The sequence below is a fragment of the Streptomyces sp. SID5785 genome, assembly GCF_009870065.1.
Classification (GTDB): domain Bacteria; phylum Actinomycetota; class Actinomycetes; order Streptomycetales; family Streptomycetaceae; genus Streptomyces.
The window spans coordinates 1-1,383 of record NZ_WWIA01000118.1; the positions used below are offsets into that span (position 1 = coordinate 1).

Consider the following 1,383-nt stretch of genomic DNA (forward strand, 5'->3'; position numbering starts at 1 on the left):
AGGCGACCCACGACGCGCTCACCGGGCTGCCCAACCGCACCCTCTTTTTCGAGCGCCTCGAGAAGGTGCTCTCCGCGGGCGGCGACGCCCGCTTCGGGCTGTGCTACCTGGACCTCGACGGCTTCAAGACCGTCAACGACAGCCTCGGCCACGCCGTCGGCGACCGGCTGCTCGTCGAGGTCGCCGACCGCCTCCAGAGCTGCGCCACCGCCCCCGGCGAGATGGTCGCCCGGCTCGGCGGCGACGAGTTCGTCGCACTGACCACCGGGCCCGGCACCGAGACCGAGGTCGACGAGCTCGCCGGGCGCATCATGCAGGCCCTCGCCGCGCCCATCCGGATCGACGGCCGCGAACTGACCGTGCGCGGCTCCATCGGCATCGTCGAGGGCCCGGCCGCCGAGCGCAGCCCCGCCGAGGTGCTGCGCAGCGCCGACATCACGATGTACCGGGCCAAGTCGGCCGGCGGCAACCGCTACGAGCTCGCCGACCCGGAGGCCGACGCCCGCGCCATCACCCGGCACGGGCTCACCACCGCGCTGCCGGCCGCGCTCGACCGCGGCGAGTTCTTCATCGAGTACCAGCCGCTCGTGCACCTCGGGGACGGCAGTGTGCGGGGCGCCGAGGCGCTCGTGCGCTGGCTGCACCCGCAGCACGGGGTGCTCGGGCCCGACCGGTTCATCCCGCTCGCCGAGCACACGGGGCTCATCGTGCCGCTCGGCCGCTGGGTCCTCGAGGAGTCCGTCCGGCAGGCCCGCATCTGGCAGGAACGGCACGCGGACGCCGGGCCGCTGCGGATCAACGTGAACCTGTCGCCGATGCAGCTCACCCACCCGGGACTCGTCTCGGACACCGTCGAGATCCTGGAGCGTGCCGGGCTCGCGCCGGGCGCTCTGTGTCTGGAGGTCACCGAGTCGGCCCTCATCGGCGCCGACGACGACCTGCTCAAACCGCTGCGGCGGCTCTCCGAGATGGGCGTCGACATAGCGCTCGACGACTTCGGCACCGGGTACTCGAACCTGGCGAACCTGCGGCGCCTGCCGGTGAACGTCCTGAAGCTCGACCGGTCCTTCACCCAGGGCATGCAGCAGTTCCCGGCGGATCCCGTCGACCTGAAGATCGTCGAGGGCATCGTGTCGCTGGCCCACAGCCTCGACCTCGCGGTCACCGTCGAGGGGGTCGAGACGGGGGCGCAGGCCGAGCAGCTGCGGGAGCTGGGCTGCGACACGGCCCAGGGCTGGTACTACGCCCGTCCGGGTCCGCCTGACCGTCTCCACGAGCTGGCGCTGGCGGACGCGACGGGGTGACTCCGTCGGGTACGCGGACTCCACGTGCGGCCCCGGTGGGGGCTGAGCGCGCAGTTCCCCGCGCCCCTGAAATGCAGGC

Annotated in this window: 1 protein-coding gene; it reads left to right on the top strand. The window is 72.9% G+C overall.

Translation table 11 applies throughout. The annotated features are described in order from the left end of the window. A partial coding sequence (locus tag GTW43_RS03705; RefSeq protein WP_161300169.1) for an EAL domain-containing protein occupies positions 1-1,304 on the top strand: 1,304 nt, incomplete at its 5' end. Positions 1,305-1,383 lie beyond the last annotated feature (79 nt).